Raw genomic sequence first — 19,653 nt, forward strand, 5'->3', positions numbered from 1 at the left:
AATCAATGCCGTGAAGGCAATATATTGGAGGGCGTAAGTTAATGATTAATAGTACTGATTTCCGCACGGGTCTCACGATTGAGATTGATGGTGGCGTATGGCAGATTGTTGATTTCCAGCATGTAAAACCGGGTAAAGGCGCTGCTTTCGTTCGCACGAAAATCAAAAACGTTGAGACGGGTGCTGTTGTTGAGCGCACGTTCAACCCGAATGAGAAAATGCCGGCAGCGCATCTGGAGACGCAGAACATGCAGTTCCTCTATGAAGCAGATGGCATGTACACGTTCATGAACACGGAAACGTATGAGCAGGTTGAACTCAACAAAGAGCAGCTTGGCGATGCACTGAACTACCTGATGGAGAATATGGAAGTATCCATCCAGATGTTCAAGGGCCGTATCATTGGCATTCAGCTCCCGAACTCGGTTAACCTCAAAGTTATTGAGTGCGAGCCGAGCGTTAAAGGCAACACGGCAACGGGTGCTACGAAGATGGCTAAAGTTGAGACGGGCTATGAAGTTCGCGTTCCGCTGTTCATCAACGAAGGCGAAGTTCTTCGCATCGATACCCGTACGGGCAACTACATCGAGCGTGCTTGATTCTGTTGGGATTTGATGCTTTGGACTGCCGCATCATGGAAAAATGGTGCGGCAGTTTTTTGATGAATTTTTCGTAATTATTTCCGGGTTGGCAGGAATCCCATAGCTGTTTCGCGAAATTGTAATATGTATAATTATTCGAGTGAGAGCATCTGTCATAAATTGGGAGGGATTCGTAATGGAAAAAGAAAAAGAAATCAAGAAAACCGGTACGTTAGGTTCTATCCGTATTGCAGATGAAGTTGTCAGCATTATTGCCGGACTGGCTGCGACGGAGGTAGAAGGTATCGCTGGTATGAGCGGTGGCATTGCTGGTGGTATTGCGGAGATGCTGGGCCGCAAGAATTTTGCCAAAGGCGTGAAAGTCGAGGTCGGCGAAAAAGAAGCTGCGGTCGATCTTTATATCATTGTGAAATATGGGGTGCGTATTCCGGATATCGCTCTGGCCGCACAGGAAAATGTTAAGCAGGCCATTGAGACAATGACAGGGCTTTCGGTAGTCGAGGTCAACGTTCATGTTCAGGGGGTAGGTTTCCCGGAAGATGAGAATCATGAGGATGAGGTTCGTGTCCGTTAAAAGAGGCTGATGATATGGGGTTAATCAATCGATTTTTTCTCTTATTGCTGTCTCTGATTACGCTGGCTCTGTCCATAGCGGTCTTAGGTGCAGTGTTTGGATGGCTCTCCGAGGCTGTATGGCTGGAGGCAATTCGCTATGCGTTAGGTCGTCAGGAGACGATTGCTGCTGCTGTGATGGCATTCCTGATTGGTTTGAAATTGTTGGCGCAAGTCTTTTCCCGTTCTAGGGAAAAGATGTCCAGTAAAGGGGAGTATGTCATTGAAAGTGGTCCGCGCGGAGAAGTCCGCGTGGCACTGGATGCTGTGCGCAACTTTACGGATAGACTGGCACGTGAGGCACATGGCGTTCGCGATGTCCGCGTAGCAGTAAAGGCCAAGAATCGCAAGGAAGGCGCAACGCTTGCTTTGCAACTTGATCTGGTGGTTGGTCGTGAGGCCGAGGTGACGACGTTGTCTGAGAAACTCACTACGACCATTCAACAGCAGCTTGAGCAGACGATGGCACTAGCGGAAGTGCCGGTAACCATTGTGATAAAAGATGTCTCTGATGCACAACCGTCCAAAAAGCATCGTGTGGTATAAGGCGGTGACTGGTTGATGAAAGAGGATTTCAAGTCAATATGTCAGGCAATGTGGCAGGAGCATCGTGGAAAAACAGTGGGAGCTGTAGCCGGAATCATCCTGGGAACAGCAATCCTCTGTTTTGGCTTTTGGCGTACATTCTTCGTTCTATGCTGTGGGCTGGTTGGTCTTTATGTCGGTGCCCAGATGGATCAGGGGGAGAATGTCTTAGGTGTCATCAGCGATAGAGTGCTGCATATGTCGGAGCGTTTTCGGAATTAAGATTAAAGTAAGAGGAAGGTAAGTAATGAGTCGTAGACAAGCAAGGGAAGCAGCCCTGCAGGCGCTTTTCCAGTTGGATTTAAATCAGGCAGATACGGAAGAGCAGCAGGGAATGTATGAGACCCTGGCTATCGATACTGCATTAAGCGAGGGAGAAAAAATGTCCGCCCGCGATCGTTCGTACGTGCAGGCGCTGGTTCGTGGCACTCGTGAGAATATCAAAGCAATCGATGCATTGATTATGGAGAGCTCTAAAGATTGGAAAATTGAGCGTATGGCAGCAGTAGACCGCAACTTGGTTCGCATTGCCATCTACGAGATTCATTTCTCGGAGGAAAAACTTACGCCAAATATCGCAATCAATGAGGCTGTGGAACTGGCGAAAAAGTACGGTACGGATGATTCCAGCCGCTATGTCAATGGAATCCTGGGCGCAATGATGAAGCTTTCGCGCTAATGAAACGAACTGCCAGACCCAAAGAATGGTCTGGCTTTTTCGTATGTCTGGAGGGAATTGGGTGGCAATACATTCTGTCAGTCAGGTAAACAAGTTCATAAAGAGTATGTTTGACCGGGAAAACGTGTTGCGTGGTATTATGATTCGTGGCGAAATCTCGAATTTTAAATGCTATCCGTCCGGACACTGCTATTTTACGTTGAAAGATGCAGGTGGGGCGCTAAAAGCAGTAATGTTTAAAAGCCGCGCGCAGCACCTGCGGTTTCAACCGGTCAATGGGTTAAAAGTCGTAGCATCGGGAACGATTTCTGTTTATGAGCGGGATGGTGTCTATCAGCTTTATGTGGATTCTCTCGCGCCTGAGGGAACTGGCGATTTGCAATTGGCCTTTGAACAGTTGAAGGCAAAACTCACGGAGGAAGGTTTGTTTGAGCAATCCTGTAAAAAGCCTTTGCCAGTATTCCCCAAGCGAATCGGTGTGGTGACCTCACTGGCAGGGGCTGTTTTGCGGGATATCTATCATGTGTCGAAGCATCGGTGGCCGCAGATTCAGTTGCTCCTTCATCCAGTACAGGTGCAGGGCGAAGGCTCCGCAGAACAAATTGCTGCAGCAATTGAGTTTTTTAATAAATTGTGTCCGGTGGACGTTTTGATTGTAGGCCGTGGCGGCGGTTCGATGGAAGATCTATGGTCCTTCAATGAGGAATGTGTGGTTCGAGCGATTTATGGATCGAAGATTCCGGTTATTTCTGCCGTTGGGCATGAGACGGATTTTACTTTGTCTGATTTTGTCGCAGATGTCCGGGCAGCAACACCGTCGAATGCGGCCGAACTTGCGGTACCAGATTGCCGGGAGGTAGCACGTCATATCCAGAATCTACAGGCGCGTTTGACAAGTCAGGCGAAAAAGGGGATTGAAAGCCGCAGACTGCGGCTTAATGCCTGCCTGCGCAGTCCGGTTCTTGCCAGCCCCCAGACGATGCTGGCAGCGCGGCGGCAGCGGCTCGACTATGTGCTCAGTGATTTGCAGCGACTGACAGAAAAGGGGCTTACTACGAAAAAGCACTGCCTGAATTTATTGTTGGAACGGTTGGATAGCATGAATCCTGCAGGCGTCCTTCGGCGCGGTTACACCATGGCGGAAAAGCGTGGTAAGTTGGTGACCAGCATACGGGAGGTTTCGCCCCAGGATAAGTTGACACTGCTCCTTGCGGATGGTAGAGCTGCTGTCGAAGTATTGGATATCACAGCGAACGACAAGGCTGGAAAGGAAGGAAGATAAGATGCCGAGAAAAAAGGAGTTATCGTTTGAAGAATCGCTGGAGAAGCTGGAGCGGATTGTTGCATCCATGGAAGCGGGCGATAGCAATCTAAAAGACCTTATGGCAAATTATTCCGAAGGAGTCCAGCTGGGAAATAATTGCCTCAAGGCGCTGGCGGATGCGGAAAAGACTATGGATCTTTTGGTTCGTGAAGACAACAAGAAACTAATCAAACAAGAATTGCAGATAGAGGGAGAATAAATGATGAAGCTCAAGGAACTCTGGAAAGAAAGACAGCAACTGGTTGAGTCTGCTTTGGCAGGGGAACTCAATAAAAAATCTCCAATCGACAAGACGCTGACGGAATCCATGGAGTATAGTCTAATGGCTGGCGGAAAACGCCTGCGTCCGGTACTTTTGATGGCCGCTGCCGATGCATTGGGAACCGATGGTACGAAATTCCTCAAAACGGGTATTGCCATTGAGATGATTCATACGTATTCTCTGATTCATGATGATTTGCCGGCCATGGATGACGATGACTATCGCCGTGGCAAGCTGACCAATCATAAAGTTTATGGTGCCGGCATGGCAACCTTGGCTGGTGATGCCTTGCTGACGTTGGCTTTTGAGGTGATGCTCCGGCAGGAAGGTGTCGATGCGGAAACTTTGGTAAAAGTTGTCCGCGAAATGAGCGCTGCTGCTGGCCCTGATGGAATGGTGGGCGGACAGGCACTAGACATGGAGTCGGAAAACAAACGGATTGATATGGATACCATGCGCTTGGTTCATATGGGAAAAACTGGTGCGTTATTCCGTGCGGCTATCCGCAGTGGAGCAATTTTGGCTGGAGCAACGGAAGTTCAGCTGGCAGCTTTGACGGAGTATGCGGATAAATTTGGTTTGGCCTTCCAGATTACCGATGATATTTTGGATGTTATCGGCGATGAAGCTGTGATCGGCAAACCGGTTGGCAGTGATGAAAAAAATCATAAATCCACGTATGTTACGTTGACTTCACTGGATGAAGCCAAGAAATTGGCTCAGGAAACGGTGGAAGAGGCTGTAGCAGCTTTGAAGGATTTTGGCCCAGAGGCGGACTTCCTGCGTGAGCTCGTTTCTTATCTGGTCGACCGTAATAAATGATGGGGAGTGCTGGGCATGAATGCATATCCATTGCTGGATAAAATCAACAAACCAGAAGATATAAAGAAATACAGTCTCACCGAGCTTGAGGAACTGGCTCGGGAACTGCGCAGTTTTATCATCGATACCGTATCGGAAAATGGCGGTCATTTGGCACCGAGTCTTGGAACGGTGGAGCTCACATTGGCACTTTACAGTGTGTTCCAATTTCCGCAGGATAAGTTGGTTTGGGATGTAGGGCATCAGGCATATTCCCACAAAATCCTGACGGGACGCCGGGAGCGTTTTCATACGTTGCGCCAGTTAGGGGGAATCACGGGATTTCCCAATCGTTTTGAATCGAAGTATGATGCCTTTGGGGTTGGGCATGCGAGCACTTCCATTTCTGCAGCGTTAGGGATGGCTATTTCCCGGGATCTCTGTGGCCGCCGCAATGAGGTCATTGCGGTCATTGGCGATGGTGCTTTGACCGGTGGTGAATCGTTTGAGGCATTAAATCAGGCAGGCGATCTTGGCAAAAAGCTCATCGTTATTTTAAACGACAATGAGATGTCTATCGACAAGAATGTGGGTGGCATGAGCGAATATCTTTCCCGTATCCGCATGGCACCGCAGTATAATAAGGCCAAGAAAGACGTGGGGAATCTGCTCATGAGCATTCCGCATATTGGGGACAAGGCTTATCGAACTGCGCGGATCGTAAAGGACAGTGTTCGTTCGGCATTGGTACCGGGCAGTATTTTCGAGGAAATCGGTTTTCATTATATTGGACCCATTGACGGTCATGACATTTCCTTGTTGCAGGAAATGTTCTGTCGGGCAAAAGAACTCGAAGGTCCTGTGCTTATCCATATCCATACAAAAAAAGGCAAGGGCTTTCTGCCCGCGGAGAACAATCCCAATAAATTCCATGGCATTGGCGTATTTGACCGTCAGACTGGGGAGTGTCCAAAGAAGCAGGGAGGAGCACCAAGCTATACTTCAGTATTCAGCCAGGCGTTGATCGAGCTGGCCGATAAGAATTCGAATCTTACGGCAATCACAGCAGCAATGCCCTCGGGAACTGGTCTTAAAGCCTTTGGAGAAGTTTACCCCGCGCGCTTCTTTGATGTGGGAATTGCTGAGGAGCACGCCGTTACGCTGGCGGCTGGTATGGCTGCTGATGGACGCCATCCTGTCGTGGCACTTTATTCGACGTTTGCACAGCGTGCTTACGATCAATTGATGCATGATGTCTGCCTGCAGAATCTTCCGGTGACGCTTTGCCTGGATCGAGCCGGTCTTGTGGGGGCCGATGGGCCAACCCATCATGGTGCCTTTGATCTGTCATATCTTCGTCATATGCCGAATATGACAGTTTTTGTACCGAAAGATGAGGCGGAGCTTCGGGATATGTTGGCGACTGCGGTGGCAATGGATTCACCAACGGCAGTACGTTATCCACGGGGAGCAGGTTTTGGGGTACCGCTAAGGGAAGAGTTTGCAGAGGTACCAATAGGAAAAGCGGAAGTTCTCAAGGCTTCCGATGACGACATGGTGGCATTCCTGGCTGTAGGGCCGATGGTTCATCGGGCCGAGGAGGCGGCAGCGCTTTTGGAAGCTGATGGCATTTCGGCGTCAGTCATCAATATGCGCTTTGCCAAACCATTGGATACCGAAATCATCCGAGAGATGGCCTCGCGCCAGTTGCTGGTTACCGTGGAAGAAAATTCGCTCGTTGGTGGTTTTGGCTCAGGGGTAGCCGAATATTTGATGGACACGGGGCTTGCGGATAAAGTGAAGCTTCTTCGTCTGGGACTGCCCGATAAATTCATTGAGCAGGGAACGCCACAGGAACTGCTGGAACTCTGTGGCCTTACGTCGCAGCAGTTGGCAGCAGCAGTAAAGGAACGATTGAAATAATGGCAAAACAACGATTAGATATTTTATTAGTAGAAAAGGGCCTAGCGGGCAGCCGTGAGCGGGCGAAACGCATGATTATGGCTGGCGAGGTCCTGGTGGACAATCAAAAAGTCGATAAGGCAGGCGCTACGGTAAAACCTGAGGCGGAAATTCGCCTGCTGGGCAATGACATCCCTTATGTCAGCCGTGGCGGTTTGAAGCTTGAAAAGGCTATGAAGGAATTTGGTGTTGCACTGAAAGGGCGTCGTTGTGCGGATATTGGTGCTTCTACGGGTGGCTTTACGGACTGTATGCTGCAAAATGGTGCGGTTCAGGTGTTTGCCATTGATGTGGGGTATGGGCAGCTGGCTTGGAAATTGCGTACGGATGAGCGCGTTGTCAACATGGAGCGTACCAATATCCGCAATGTAACCCCCGAAGATATTGGGACACTGCTCGATTTTGCTTCGATTGATGTTGCCTTTATTTCGCTGACCAAAGTTTTGCCAGTGGCCTTTTCGCTGCTCAAACCGGAAGGAGAACTGGTAGCACTTATCAAGCCGCAGTTTGAAGCTGGTCGTGAGTTTGTTGGCAAGAAGGGGGTAGTACGTGACCCTGCCGTTCATGAAAATGTAATCCGGACGGTTACGGCTTTTGCTCGTGAACTCGGATTTGTTGCGATGGCACTTACCTTCTCGCCGGTGAAGGGGCCAGAAGGTAATATTGAATATCTTATCCGGTTGACCAAGGATAAAAATCAGCAGGATACCGTGACTGAAGAACGGCTGGTAACGGTAGTGGCTGAGGCGCATGGAGCGCTGGACAAATAAGGAGTAATTGTGATGCTGACTATCGCCATTTTTCCGAATGTGGATAAACCGCAAGCACCTGAAGTGTTGCGCCGTATTATGAAGTTCTATCGGGATAAAGAGGTTAAGATCATTATGCCGATTGATGAATCACGCTTCTTTGGCTGTGAAGAATACGGGGTGCCCAATATTGAACAAATCGAGGCGGACATTGCCTTGAGTCTTGGCGGTGACGGAACGCTCTTGGGGGTATGCCGCCGGTATGGAGCCCGGTCAGTGCCAGTCTGTGGCATTAATATTGGCACACTCGGATTTATGGCAGATATCGAATTAGGCGAGCTGGAAACCAAACTTCAGAAAATCCTGGAGGGGGATTACCAGATTGAACATCGGTTGTTGTTGGCTGGTTTTGTCAAATCAAGCGGGCAGGAGCGGTTCCTAGGACATGCCATCAACGATGTGGTAGTGACCAAAGGCGGGGTGGCTCGCATGCTTCACCTAGGACTCAGCATCAATGAATCCCATTTGATGGATTACAAGGCCGATGGAGTTATCGTATCATCGCCAACGGGATCTACAGCTTATTCCCTTTCGGCTGGCGGTCCGATTATGAATCCTAATATCCGCGCTTTGCTGATTACGCCGATTTGTGCCCATACATTTAATATGCGGCCGTTGGTGGTTGGCGAGGATGATGTGGTTCATATCCAGATTGCGGCAATTCATCAGGACATCATCGTAACGTTTGATGGCCAGGAGAGTTTCCGCTTGCTGCCGGGAGATGAAGTAACCGTTATGAAATCAAATGTTCAGGCAGGCATCGTGAAGTTTGAAGATAAAGATTACTACCAAATTCTTCGGACGAAGCTTTGGAAAGATGCCTGATGCAATATCGTTAGACAAGGAGAGGTGGACCGATGAAAAGTGTACGTCATGCCGTAATCAAGAATATTATTGATAATCAAGTCATAGAGACGCAGGAAGATTTGGCGGAGGCTCTGCGGGAACGCCGCATTCAGGTAACTCAGGCAACGGTTTCTCGCGATATCAAGGAGCTGATGCTCATAAAAGTACCGACTGGCGACGGACGCTATCGGTATGCATCTCCGATGCAGAATGCAATCTTGTTCACAGAAGAACGCATGCATCGGCTTTTTGCTGACACGGTCACGGCTTGTGATTACAGTGAGAATATCATTGTTGTCAAGACGCTGCCAGGCGGCGCCAATACGGTGGCTTCGGCTTTGGATCATGCCAATTGGACAGAAGTCATCGGTACGGTTGCTGGCGATGATAATATCATCATGGTGATTAAGCCTAAGGAAGCTACTGAAAAAATTCTGCATCGCCTGCAGTCTTATTTGAAATGATGCACACTAAAGGAGATCTTCTTCGATGCTGAAAACTTTGACCGTTTGGAATTTTGCCTTGCTGGAACATGTGCAGGTAGAGTTTGGACCTGGTCTCAACATACTTACCGGTGAGACTGGCGCAGGTAAATCCATATTGATAGACTCGTTGGGGGCAATCCTCGGCAATCGTATCTCATCCGATTCCATTCGCACTGGTTGTGAATGGCTTCGGGTAGAGGCAGTTTTTTCTTTGGAGTCAGAACCTGCGGCGCTTCACGAATATCTTGCCTCGCAGGCTATCGATGATTCTGAAGGCATGCTTATCATCACGCGACAGGTGACTCATGGTGGTCGCAATATGGTCCTGGTGAATGGCTGTCATGTTACGCTGACGGTCCTCAAGAAGATTGGTTCCTTTTTGGTCGATGTTCATGGTCAGAATGAGAACTTGGCACTGTTAAAGGAAGAAAGCCAATTTGCTTTACTGGATGGCTATGATGCAGAACTATCGGCCGCTTTGTCGGCTTATCGTGAATCCTACGACAGTTGGCGCAGCTGCTGTAAGCAGTATGCGGAAAAAGAACAAGCCTCCCGGGAATATGCGCAGCGTTTGGATATGCTCCGTTGGCAGGACAAGGAAATCGAAGGTGCTCAACTTAAAGAGCGGGAAGACGAGGAACTCGAGGCGCAGATCCGAAAACTTTCTCATGCGGAAAAAATTGCCGGGTATGTCGAAGAATCGTATAATTTGCTGGAAAATGGCTCCAAAGAGGGGAGCAGTGTCTTGGCTTCCTTATCGAAGATCAAGAAAAATCTGCTCGATATGAGCCGTTTCGATGAATCGATGGCCAATGCGCAGAAAATGGTAGAAGAGGCGTTCATCTCGCTGCAGGAGGCGGCCTATGAACTTCGCGATTATGGCGAGGAAATGGATTTCAGTCCTAAGAAGCTGGACAAGCTTCAGCAGCGTATGGATGTCATCTATAAGCTGCGCAAAAAATATGGTACCACCATTGAAGAAATATTGGCACATCAGAAGAAAGTCCAGCAGGAGCTGCAGGACATCGAAAATTACGATGAAGATATGCAGGCGTTGGAAAAACAGATTGAGTTGCTGAAACAGGATCTTACAACGAAAGCAGAGCGGGTGACTAAGCTGCGCACGCAGGCGGCCGAGGAATTAGGCGTTTCGATTGGCAGGCAGCTTACCGCTTTGGGGATGCCGAAGGCAGTATTTCGTATTGCTGTTACGCCCGCGGGAAAATTTCAGTCCAATGGTGCTGATGCCGTGGCAATGTATTTTTCGGCCAATCCTGGGGAAGCAGAAAAACCTTTGCAAAAAGTTGCTTCCGGCGGTGAGTTGTCCCGTATTGCTCTTGCCATCAAGACGGTAGCAGCATCTCGTGATGCTGCTGTCCCCAGTATGGTCTTTGATGAAATTGATACCGGTATTGGTGGCCGCACAGCACAGATGGTGGCCGAGCGCATTGCTTTGGTGGCACGATTCAAACAGGTCCTTTGTATCACGCATCTTCCACAGATTGCCTGCATGGCCGATGTTCATCTCTATATTTCCAAATCGACAGCGGCGGGGGCGACGATTACCCAGGTGCGTCAGCTCACCGAACGGGAGCGCATCAGTGAAGTGGCGCGCATGGCTTCCGGAGTCGATGTCACGGCAGCTTCCCTTGATAATGCCAAAGAAATGGTAAGTCATGCGATGGTAGTAAAAAACAATTTCAGCTGATAAATTTGTAAAATTCCATATTGATTTTCTTTCAAAACATGATAACCTTAGGAAGTATTGTAAGAGATTTGGAAAGAAGGAAAATCGAATGAAGGAATTTGTACCCACCGGTCACCGCGTATTTCGTGGTGGCTGGAGTATCAGCTATGAAGTGGTAGCAGTAGAAGTCGGCGAGGAATCTAAGTCGATGTCCGAGATGGTTGTGGAAGAACATCCGGATGTGGATAGAGAGAATGTGGCGATAATCCGAGCTTGATTATGGGTTTGAATGAGAAGAAGAGCCTTTTGTTTTTTGCAAAAGGCTCTTCTTTTGCAAAAAAGATTTTTTACTGGCAGGAGTTTTTAGCTTTTAGTCGAAATATAGTAGGGTGGATTGTGATAAAGATATCCTCGATAGGGAGGAGAAAAAGAATTTGGACAAGCAGTTTGGAAAGATTACTGTTCTAGAGTCGACGGGGCGCAAGGACAAATTCGGCAGCGAATATTATTGGTGCCGTTGTGCATGTGGTAACTTCACGATTTTTTCGCAGGAGGAACTCGAAAGCAATTACATACAGGATTGTGGTTGTGGCTGCGCCAGAGTTTCTGAACAGGCAGAAAAACAAGTGGTGAATGCACAGAATCTTATTGCCGTTGGCACAACGAATGGAAATGGCAACAAAGAAAAAAAGAAAGCGTACCAGGAATCCTTTTCCTCACGATGGGGAGGACTCGATGGTGTTGCTACGAATCCCAAACATATTCGTCCATGGCCGGAAGTTAAGCGCCGCCGTTAAATGGAAGACAGAGTGCCTCATTGCAGTTGCAATGGGGCGCTTTGCTTTGTATACTTATGGATAGAACAAGATTAGCAGGAGGTTTATATCATGTTAGGAATACAATGTTATGCGATTTTCTGGCTGCTCGTTAGCGGTTATGCGTTGCAGACATTGCTGGTACATACGGGGCCAGATCTCGAGGAAGAGGAAAGAAAGCAGTGGCAGGATGAGATTGAATCCATGGGAAAATTCATGTCCGGCAAGGGCATCGGCAAAATGTTTTTGACGATGTCGATGGTATTGTTGGTGATCGACGGACTGGGATTTTTCTTTACCTATCAATACGCAGAGCTTCGCCCTTGGCAGCAATGGGCCTTTTATTTTGTAGCAGGGGCATTGATTCTCGATTCGCTGGTCGATTTTTATCGCATGCGAAAAATCCTTGCGGCAGATGAACCGGATGAGATTGCGGACCGGATGACGGAGTATATGGATGCTGGATCAGTCTGGACGAATTTATCGATATTCGTTGTCGGTGGCAAATGCCTGCTCGCGGTCGTGTTGGTTTTGTGGACGGTTTTCCGTTAAACATCGGGAAAGCTTGAAATCCTAGAAGTCCCATAGTAAAATAAATAAGATATGAACGAATAGGGGGAGCAACGATGGACGAAGAATTAATCGAGAAAAAAATCAGCAGTGAAGATATTTTTGATGGTGCTTTGCTTCATGTCAAGCGCGATACGGTCACGCTTCCCAATGGAAATAAAGCGACCCGTGAATGGATTGCCCATCCGGGGGCATCGTCGATTCTTCCGCTTACCGCGGAGGGAGAAGTGATTTTGGTTCGGCAGTATCGCTATCCGATTGGCAAGGTAACCCTAGAGGTTCCCGCTGGCAAATTGGATGCGCCGGATGAAGATCCACTGTATTGCGCGAAACGTGAGCTTTCGGAAGAAACCGGTTATGAAGCCAAACGGATTACCAAACTTTCGACGATTGCTACGACCGTAGGTTTTTCCAATGAATATATCCATATGTATATGGCGGAAGGTCTTACGCCAGGGAAACAGCATCCCGATGAGGATGAGTTCATTAATGTCGTGAAGATGCCACTGGAAGAAGCAGTAACCATGGTTCTGGATGGCCGTATTTGCGATGCCAAGTCGGCCGCATCAATTCTATTGGTGGAACGCCGCCTGCGAGAGAAACAGGAAAAATAAAACCCATAATTATGGAGGAATGAGATGTTTGATTTTAATCTGATGCATATTGTGGCTGGACTGCCAGGTCTGATTATTGCCATGGTCGTTCATGAGTATGCTCATGCGCAGGTAGCCGTTTGGTTGGGCGATTTTACGCCGCGTATGATGGGACGTTTGACGCTTGACCCGCGAGCTCATGTCGATCCGATCGGTATGCTGGCACTTTTCCTGGTGCATTTCGGCTGGGCGAAGCCGGTCATGATCAATCCGCACAATTTCAAGCAGCCGCGCCGTGACGATATCCTGGTCTCGCTGGCTGGCCCGGGAGTAAATCTCTTGATGGCTTTTCTGGCGCTGGTGGCCTTGGTGCTCCTGAGCCGTGTCGGCGTCCATATAACCGAGGGCATCTACTGGGTATTCATGCTGATTGTCGAGTACAATATCGGCTTTGCGATTTTCAATTTGCTGCCGCTGCCGCCGCTTGACGGCTCGCATGTGCTCAAGCAGCTTCTGCCGCGCGATCTTGCTTATCAGTTCGCCAGTCTTGAGCGCTACAGCTTCCTGATTTTGATTTTGCTCCTGATGACGTCGGTCCTCAGCATGATCCTGATTCCGATGCGCGAGGCGGTTCTCGAAGTTTTCCGTACGTTGTTGGGCATCCTTTTCTAAGGGCAGCGGCTGGCTATGGAAGATTACAAGATAAAGATCGATGCGTTTGAAGGTCCGATGGACCTTCTTATGCATCTGATTGAAAAGAATAAAATTGATATTTATGATATTCCCATTGCAGAGCTGACCCGGCAGTATGTCGAATATTTGGATCGTTTTCGCGAATTTAACATTGAGATTGCTAGTTCGTTTTTGGTCATGGCCGCAACGCTTTTGCAGATTAAGTCCCGCATGATGCTTCCCAAACCAGAGGTAAACGAGGAAGGCGAAGTGGAGGACCCGCGGCTTGAGCTTGTTGCGCGCATTTTGGAATACCGCAAATTCAAACAGGTCAGCGGAGTTTTAGGCGATATGGCAGGGGTGCAGGAGCGCTTTGTTAGTCGCGAGCCTATGGAGTTGCCGGTGCATCATTTGCCGCCCGGCAATCTGTCGCTAAAGCTTTTGGTGGAGGCTTTCCATACGGTTTTATCCGTCAAACAGGAATTGTCGATTCCGAAAGCGTTGGTAACACCGGAAGTCTTCAGCATCAAGGATAAGATGGCTGATATTATGTCGTTGCTTGCCCGAAGTCATGGCCGCTTGCTGTTTTCGGAAGCTTTTGAGACGGGAACGCGTAATGAGCTCATTGTGACGTTTTTGGCGCTGCTGGAACTTATGAAGTTAAAGGCGGTTACGGTCAAACAGCAGCGCGCGTTTGCGGAAATCTATATATGTACCCGGGAGGAAAACGAAGATGACTGAACCAGCACAGCGGCTGGATATTACCGACCTTGGCATGCTGGAGGCTGTCCTTTTTGCCGCCGGCAATCCGATGTCGGCAGCAGAACTTGCCCGCATTTTGCAGCTAGATGTCTTGGGAACGCAAAATCTGTTGCAGGAACTGTCGCAGGCATTAGATGCCAGACGGAGCGGACTTACCATACGGCAGGTTGCCGGTGGTTATCAGATGGCAACACGGCCGGAAACCTTTGCCGTGGTGGAGCGGCTGACAGAAGTGGTAGATCGCAAGTTGTCAGCCCCGACGATGGAGACGCTTTCCATCATCGCGTTTAAACAGCCGATAACCAAGGCGGAAGTGGAGCAGATTCGCGGGGTTCGAGTAGAACGTGCCCTGCAAAAGCTCATGGAACTGGAGTTAATCGCTGAGGTGGGACGCAAGGCTGTAATCGGTCGACCCATCCTGTACGGGACGACCGATACCTTTCTGAGGTGTTTTGGTATCAACTCGTTGGAGGATTTGCCGGATTTGCCCACTACGGAGGAAGCGGTAGCAGGTCTTGATGCCGAGCAGATGGAATTGTTTAATGAGGTTCGTCAGCTGCGGGCAACGGAAGATCATGAAGACAGTGATTCAGCAGAGAATCAGGAAGAGCCCTAAGCTCTTTTCAGGAGGAAATGGAATTGGTAGAATTATTGGCACCGGCAGGCAGCCGCGAAGCACTTATTGCTGCTGTTGAAAGTGGTGCGAATGCAGTATATTTGGCGGGCAATATGTTTGGAGCCCGCGCTTATGCAAATAATTTTGATGAGGATGGCCTGCGCTGGGCCATCCGTTTTGCACACCTGCGGGGTGTGCTTATTAATGTTACGGTAAACACGATTGTCAGTGACGAAGAAATCCCTGCGGTCCAGGAGTATTTGCGCTTTCTCTACGAGGCGGGCGCTGATGCCATTCTGGTACAGGACTTGGGGGTGGCAAAACTGGCGCGGGAAACAGTGCCCAATATGCCGCTTCATTCGAGTACGCAAATGACTGTTCACAGTTTAGAGGGTGTTCTGGCACTGCAAAATCTAGGCTTTACCCGAGTCGTGCTTTCGCGAGAACTATCGCTTAAAGAGATTCGGCATATTTGTTCGAATTGCAACGTGGAGATTGAGATTTTCATGCATGGCGCGCTTTGCGTCTGTTATTCGGGACAGTGCCTGATGAGCAGCCTGATTGGGGGACGCAGTGGCAATCGTGGCCGCTGTGCGCAGCCCTGCCGACTGCCCTATACGCTGGTCGATGAAAATGGGGATGATGTTCTTGGAGACAATGCGGGTAACTATTTGTTGTCTCCGCGTGATCTCAACACGATTGATATTATCCCCGAGCTCATCAAAGCGGGCGTGGCATCCCTTAAAATTGAGGGGCGCATGAAGCGTCCGGAGTATGTGGCGACGGTAGTCGGAACTTATCGCCGTGCAATTGATACTTTTTATGCTGGTGACGGCTATAACGTTTCGGCACAGGCACGCGATAATCTGGCACAGATTTTCAATCGTGACTTTACGACGGCATTTTTGCTCGATCGTCCAGGCAAAAATATGATGAGCGATAGGCGCCCGAATAACCGCGGACTTCTTATCGGACGCGTCAGTGCTTACGACTGGGATCGGCGCATTGTAACCGTGAAACTCAGTGGTCATCTTGGCCTAGGTGACCAAGTGGACTTTTGGGTGAAAGTTGGCGGACGCGTGACGGCAACGATTCAGGAGCTTTGGGATGTCAAAGGAAAAAATATCGATAGCGGTGAGGCGGGTGATACGGTATCCTTTGCCATTCCTTCGGCCGTCCGTGACCATGACCGGGTGTTCAAGGTCTATGATGCAAAACTCATGGAGGCGGGTAAGGAAATGTATGCGTCCGGGGCACCGGTACGCCGCATTCCGATTTCGGCTACCGTTCGTGCCGCCATTGGCAAGCCGCTTACGGTTTTGCTCGATGATGGCAAGGGGCACAAGACCAGTGCCTCGACGGAGTTTATTGGCGAATTGGCGCGAAAGCGTCCCCTTACGGAAGAAGTCGTGCAAAAGCAAATCAATCGCCTGGGTACTTCGGTTTATGAATTGGATTCCCTTACCATTGAAATCGATGGCGAAGTCATGATTCCTATGAGCGAAATCAACGAAGCCCGCCGTAAAGCGGTGGAGCAGCTTGATGAACTTCGTCTCGCCGAGTTCCGATTCCCGCAGCGGACGTTGGCTCCTTTGCAGGAGGCTCGTCCACTGCCGGCCAAAACGGCCCGTCTTATGGTATCGGTCGATTCCATCGACAAGCTCAAGGCAGCCATCGATGGTGGGGCGGATGGTATTCTCTTTGGGGGAGAATCCTACTCCCACAAAGGGATTGTATGCGAAGATTATCAGCAGGCCTGGGAGCTGGCAAAAGCTGCTAAGGTTCGCATCGACTTCAATCTTCCACGCATCATAAAAGAGAATCATCAGAAATCCATAGAAAAGCTGTTGATGGCATGGCAAAAGTCTTGTCCGCCGGATGCAGTCCATGTGCACAATATTGGTGCACTAGCATTGGTAAAACGCCTGACGGATCTTCCGATTCATGCGGATTATTCGCTGATCTCTTATAATACAAACACTTTGTCTTTCCTCAAGGAATACGGGGTGGCAGAAGCAACGCTATCGCCGGAACTTAATCTCAAACAGATCCAGGCGATTGCCAAGAAGAGCGAGTTGCCGTTAAGCTGTATGGTGCATGGCCGGTTGGAACTCATGATTTCGGAATACTGCGTGACGGGCAGTTTCTTGGGAGGGATTGATCGCGGTGCCTGCAGCCAGCCTTGTACGAAAGGGCACTATGCCTTAAAGGACCGCAAGGAGGCGAAGTTCCCGCTGGTCATGGATCAGTATTGCCACATGCATGTCCTTAATAGCAAATGCCTTTCCATGCTGCCACATGCGATGAAGTTTGCGCCAATGGGGATTGCGACGATGCGGATTGAAGCCAAAGCCATGGCGGAAAGCGAAATCCGTCAAATCGTCAAAGCGTATCGCAAGGCCATGAAACTTCCAGCGGAACTTGACGAAGCCCAGGAAGCTTGGGCAAAAGAGCAGGAGGGCAGCGAGATTACGCGAGGTCATTTTTATCGAGGAGTTTTGTGATAGATGGAAAACGAGTCGTTTAAGATTTTAGAATACGAAAAGATTACAGAGATGCTCGCTGAACGGGCTGGTTCTTCGTTAGGAAAGGAAAAGGCTCGGGAACTTTATCCCAGTTCGGATTTTAGTGAAATCAGCGAATGGCTGCAGGAAACCGAAGAGGCCGTTACGGTCTATGCGATGGCGGCACCACCGCTCGGCGGGATTCGTGACATTCGTCCGCTGCTGGCAAAAGCGGGAAAAGGGGCTGTGTTGGATTTAGCAGAGTTGCAGGAGGTCATGAGCACCCTTTATGCCATGCGCACGGTAAAACGCTTCTTCCGGGATTTGGAGATGGAAGTGCCCGTGCTCAAGGAATGGGCTCATTCCCTCGAGATTCTTGGTCAGCTTGAGCGAAATCTTTCCTTGACGATTGATGAACACGGCAATATGCGGGAAGATGCCAGTGTGGAACTTCGCCGTATTCGCCGGGAACTCAAGAGCTCCCAGGTGCGCATCAAGGATAAGATAAACAGCATCCTGCACGATGTGCAGTATCAGAAGATGTTCCAGGATGCTATTGTCACGGTTCGCGATGAGCGTTATGTTATTCCAGTCAAAGCAGAGTATCGCACGCATTTCCCCGGTCTTATCCATGATCAATCCGCCAGTGGATCGACGCTTTTCATTGAACCGATGGCAGTGGTGGAACTCAACAATGATGTAAAACAATTGACGCTGGCTGAGCAGCAGGAAGTTCAGCGTATTCTGCGCCAACTGTCTCAGGAAATCAGCCGTGAAAGCGAACCGCTCACCGCAAACTGCGAAATCCTTCGCGACATTGATTTTGCGTTTGCCAAGGCAAAGCTTGCCCGGGATATGGAGGCAGTGAAGCCGCTTATCAATGAGGAAGGGCGTACGGTACTAAAGAACGCACGTCATCCGTTGATTCCGCGGGATAAGGTGGTGCCCACTAGCATTACCCTGGGCGAAGATTATCGGATGCTGCTCATAACGGGTCCGAATACTGGTGGTAAGACCGTCAGTATGAAAACGTTGGGACTCATGGTGCTTATGGCACAGTCAGGATGTTACCTGCCGGTGGATGTCGATTCGGAGATTGCTGTATATCAGAACCTCTATGCCGACATTGGCGATGAACAAAGCATCGAGCAAAGTCTTTCGACGTTTTCGGCGCATATGACTCATATCGTCCGGATTCTCGATAAAGTCGAAAGCGATGATTTGCTGCTGCTCGATGAGCTGGGCGCTGGCACAGACCCGGAAGAAGGTGCTGCTCTGGCTATGTCTATCCTTGAACGACTGCTGGATGTTAAAGCGACAACGGTGGCAACAACGCATTATTCGGAGCTCAAGACTTTTGCCTATACACGGGATGGTATTGAAAATGCCTGCGTAGAATTTGATGTGGAGACGCTTCGTCCAACGTATCGGCTGCTCATTGGAATTCCAGGCGCCAGCAATGCCTTTGCGATCAGTCAGCGGTTGGGGTTATCGGAGTCTTTGATCTTGCGGGCCAAGCAGCTCGTTAAAGCGGATCATGCACAGTTTGAACATGTCATCAATCAGCTGGAAAGCGAAAAGATGATGTATGAGCAGATGAATGCGGAGATTCGCGAGCGCCAGCAGCGGGTTACCCAACTGGAATTGAAACTGCAGACGGCGAAGAGTGAACTGTCGAAACAAAAAGGCGAAATCATCCGCAAAGCAAAAGAAAAGAGTGCGGCGATGATTCGCCAGACGCGCCGTGAGTCAGAAGCTGTAATCAAGGACTTGAAAGAACAATTCGATGACCAGGGCATCCGTGCCCGCCAGCAGGCCATTGCCGAAGCCCGTGCAAAAATCAATGAAGCATCGGAGAAAGCACGGCCTGGGATCATGGCTCAGAAGGGAGTCGGTCAGAAGATTGACGTTAAAAAACTTCTGCCGGGAGATATTATCTATGTCAAGAAGCTGGACCAGAAGGGAACCGTTATCGAAGTGCAGGGGAAAGAGCTGACGGTTCAGCTGGGTAGTTTGCGCACGAAAGTCAAAGCGTCTGGCTGTACGTTCTTGTCCCATGCGGAAAAGGATAAGCCTCAGGCTGTAGTTAGTGGTAAGAAACGCAACAGTCAGTCTGGTTCGTTCCTGCAGAAGACTCAGAATATCGGCCGGGACATCGATATCCGTGGCATGATGGTAGATGAAGCCGAAATGACGCTGGGAAAATTCCTTGACGATGCGGTGATTGCTGGACTGACGCAGGTTCTCATCATTCATGGCAAGGGAACGGGGGCCCTTCGCAAAGGTGTTCATGCCTATCTGAAACGTCATCGTAACGTTCAGAGCTTTCAGTTTGCCGACATTAACGAAGGCGGAACTGGTGCTACTGTGGTAGCGTTGAAATAAGGATATTTTTTCGAGCTGTTGATTTCATAGACGATGCATTCGTTTTGTGTTAAAATGAAACAGTATAAATTTAAGGAGGCAG

The 19,653-nt window shown here is 49.4% G+C and carries 22 protein-coding genes; all 22 read left to right on the plus strand.

The genetic code is table 11. The features are described 5' to 3' along the window. Positions 1 to 41: 41 nt before the first annotated feature. Positions 42 to 599: an elongation factor P gene (gene efp / locus T504_RS0102050; RefSeq protein ID WP_033169387.1), complete on the plus strand. Its 558-nt coding sequence runs from the start codon at positions 42 to 44 to the stop codon at positions 597 to 599. Between the two features lie 178 nt (positions 600 to 777). Further along, complete coding sequence (locus T504_RS0102055) at positions 778 to 1,176, plus strand: Asp23/Gls24 family envelope stress response protein (protein ID WP_033169388.1); 399 nt, start codon at positions 778 to 780, stop codon at positions 1,174 to 1,176. Between the two features lie 14 nt (positions 1,177 to 1,190). Then, a complete protein-coding gene (gene amaP / locus T504_RS0102060) occupies positions 1,191 to 1,760 on the plus strand; it encodes an alkaline shock response membrane anchor protein AmaP (RefSeq protein ID WP_033169389.1) in 570 nt (189 codons plus the stop codon). A 15-nt stretch (positions 1,761 to 1,775) separates the two neighbouring features. Next, positions 1,776 to 2,021, plus strand: coding sequence for a DUF2273 domain-containing protein (locus tag T504_RS0102065; RefSeq protein WP_033169390.1), 246 nt, complete (start codon positions 1,776 to 1,778; stop codon positions 2,019 to 2,021). Between the two features lie 25 nt (positions 2,022 to 2,046). Continuing rightward, complete coding sequence (gene nusB / locus T504_RS0102070; RefSeq protein ID WP_033169391.1) at positions 2,047 to 2,478, plus strand: transcription antitermination factor NusB; 432 nt, start codon at positions 2,047 to 2,049, stop codon at positions 2,476 to 2,478. Between the two features lie 61 nt (positions 2,479 to 2,539). Continuing rightward, a complete protein-coding gene (gene xseA, locus T504_RS0102075; protein ID WP_033169392.1) occupies positions 2,540 to 3,760 on the plus strand; it encodes an exodeoxyribonuclease VII large subunit in 1,221 nt (406 codons plus the stop codon). A 1-nt stretch (position 3,761) separates the two neighbouring features. Beyond that, positions 3,762 to 4,001, plus strand: coding sequence for an exodeoxyribonuclease VII small subunit (gene xseB, locus T504_RS0102080; protein ID WP_033169393.1), 240 nt, complete (start codon positions 3,762 to 3,764; stop codon positions 3,999 to 4,001). A gap of 3 nt (positions 4,002 to 4,004) precedes the next feature. Next, positions 4,005 to 4,886, plus strand: coding sequence for a polyprenyl synthetase family protein (locus T504_RS0102085; RefSeq protein WP_156033459.1), 882 nt, complete (start codon positions 4,005 to 4,007; stop codon positions 4,884 to 4,886). 15 nt (positions 4,887 to 4,901) lie between these two features. Then, positions 4,902 to 6,788 (plus strand): 1-deoxy-D-xylulose-5-phosphate synthase, encoded by a 1,887-nt coding sequence (dxs, locus tag T504_RS0102090; RefSeq protein WP_033169395.1) that lies wholly within the window; start codon positions 4,902 to 4,904, stop codon positions 6,786 to 6,788. Continuing rightward, positions 6,788 to 7,597, plus strand: a complete 810-nt coding sequence (locus T504_RS0102095; protein WP_033169396.1) for a TlyA family RNA methyltransferase — start codon at positions 6,788 to 6,790, stop codon at positions 7,595 to 7,597. Before dxs ends, T504_RS0102095 begins: the two co-directional genes overlap by 1 nt. Before the next feature lie 12 nt (positions 7,598 to 7,609). Further along, entirely contained in the window at positions 7,610 to 8,461 is an 852-nt protein-coding gene (locus T504_RS0102100) for an NAD(+)/NADH kinase (protein WP_033169397.1), read from the plus strand. Between the two features lie 32 nt (positions 8,462 to 8,493). Continuing rightward, on the plus strand, positions 8,494 to 8,946 hold the full coding sequence (argR, locus tag T504_RS0102105) for an arginine repressor (RefSeq protein WP_033169398.1): 453 nt from the start codon (positions 8,494 to 8,496) through the stop codon (positions 8,944 to 8,946). A gap of 25 nt (positions 8,947 to 8,971) precedes the next feature. Continuing rightward, the gene (gene recN, locus T504_RS0102110) at positions 8,972 to 10,675 is read left to right on the plus strand and encodes a DNA repair protein RecN (RefSeq protein WP_033169399.1); all 1,704 of its coding nucleotides are present in this window, start codon (positions 8,972 to 8,974) and stop codon (positions 10,673 to 10,675) included. Between the two features lie 88 nt (positions 10,676 to 10,763). Then, on the plus strand, positions 10,764 to 10,931 hold the full coding sequence (locus T504_RS14525) for a hypothetical protein (RefSeq protein ID WP_156033449.1): 168 nt from the start codon (positions 10,764 to 10,766) through the stop codon (positions 10,929 to 10,931). 157 nt (positions 10,932 to 11,088) lie between these two features. Next, a complete protein-coding gene (locus T504_RS0102115) occupies positions 11,089 to 11,451 on the plus strand; it encodes a hypothetical protein (protein WP_156033450.1) in 363 nt (120 codons plus the stop codon). Positions 11,452 to 11,541: 90 nt separating this feature from the next. After that, positions 11,542 to 12,021 carry a hypothetical protein gene (locus tag T504_RS0102120; protein WP_033169401.1) on the plus strand — a complete coding sequence of 160 codons (480 nt, stop codon included), beginning with the start codon at positions 11,542 to 11,544 and terminating at the stop codon, positions 12,019 to 12,021. A 74-nt stretch (positions 12,022 to 12,095) separates the two neighbouring features. After that, positions 12,096 to 12,653, plus strand: a complete 558-nt coding sequence (locus T504_RS0102125; protein WP_033169402.1) for an NUDIX domain-containing protein — start codon at positions 12,096 to 12,098, stop codon at positions 12,651 to 12,653. A 24-nt stretch (positions 12,654 to 12,677) separates the two neighbouring features. Then, a complete protein-coding gene (locus T504_RS0102130) occupies positions 12,678 to 13,304 on the plus strand; it encodes a site-2 protease family protein (protein WP_033169403.1) in 627 nt (208 codons plus the stop codon). Between the two features lie 15 nt (positions 13,305 to 13,319). Then, positions 13,320 to 14,045 (plus strand): segregation and condensation protein A, encoded by a 726-nt coding sequence (locus T504_RS0102135; RefSeq protein ID WP_033169404.1) that lies wholly within the window; start codon positions 13,320 to 13,322, stop codon positions 14,043 to 14,045. Continuing rightward, positions 14,038 to 14,682, plus strand: a complete 645-nt coding sequence (gene scpB, locus T504_RS0102140; RefSeq protein ID WP_051635150.1) for an SMC-Scp complex subunit ScpB — start codon at positions 14,038 to 14,040, stop codon at positions 14,680 to 14,682. The genes T504_RS0102135 and scpB overlap by 8 nt, the downstream gene beginning before the upstream one ends. A gap of 17 nt (positions 14,683 to 14,699) precedes the next feature. After that, positions 14,700 to 17,186: a U32 family peptidase gene (locus T504_RS0102145; protein WP_033169405.1), complete on the plus strand. Its 2,487-nt coding sequence runs from the start codon at positions 14,700 to 14,702 to the stop codon at positions 17,184 to 17,186. A gap of 3 nt (positions 17,187 to 17,189) precedes the next feature. Continuing rightward, on the plus strand, positions 17,190 to 19,571 hold the full coding sequence (locus T504_RS0102150) for an endonuclease MutS2 (protein WP_033169406.1): 2,382 nt from the start codon (positions 17,190 to 17,192) through the stop codon (positions 19,569 to 19,571). Positions 19,572 to 19,653 lie beyond the last annotated feature (82 nt).

Origin of the sequence: Selenomonas sp. ND2010 (assembly GCF_000702005.1) — a bacterium.
Classification (GTDB): domain Bacteria; phylum Bacillota; class Negativicutes; order Selenomonadales; family Selenomonadaceae; genus Selenomonas_A.